This is a genomic window from Bacteriovorax sp. Seq25_V, assembly GCF_000447795.1.
In the GTDB taxonomy this organism is placed as follows: domain Bacteria; phylum Bdellovibrionota; class Bacteriovoracia; order Bacteriovoracales; family Bacteriovoracaceae; genus Halobacteriovorax_A.
Genome location: NZ_AUNI01000005.1, coordinates 1 through 272, shown reverse-complemented (window position 1 = coordinate 272; position 272 = coordinate 1). Strand labels below are relative to the sequence as shown.

Annotated in this window: 1 pseudogene; it reads left to right on the top strand. The window is 39.7% G+C overall.

Annotated elements, in window-relative coordinates:
* Window positions 1-133 precede the first annotated feature (133 nt).
* Window positions 134-272 (top strand): annotated as a pseudogene (gene tuf, locus M900_RS17860) (elongation factor Tu); the annotation flags it as partial.

The window sequence follows — 272 nt, the reverse complement described above, 5'->3', positions numbered from 1 at the left end:
TCGTTCATGGACAAAACGAATCTTTTTGACAGAAGCCAAGCCCCACGTAAAAACCATTAGGTAACGAATTGGGGACTAAACGTAAACGACCTACGGGTAAAAACAACGTTTTAAACTAAGCAGCAAATTTTCAATTAACTACTTGACTAACGCACTTGGTGGAACAGTAAGAAAGTTCGACGAAATTGACTCTGCTCCAGAAGAAAAAGCGAGAGGGATTACAATTAATACTTACTCACATTCGAGTATGAGACAGCTAACAGACACTACGC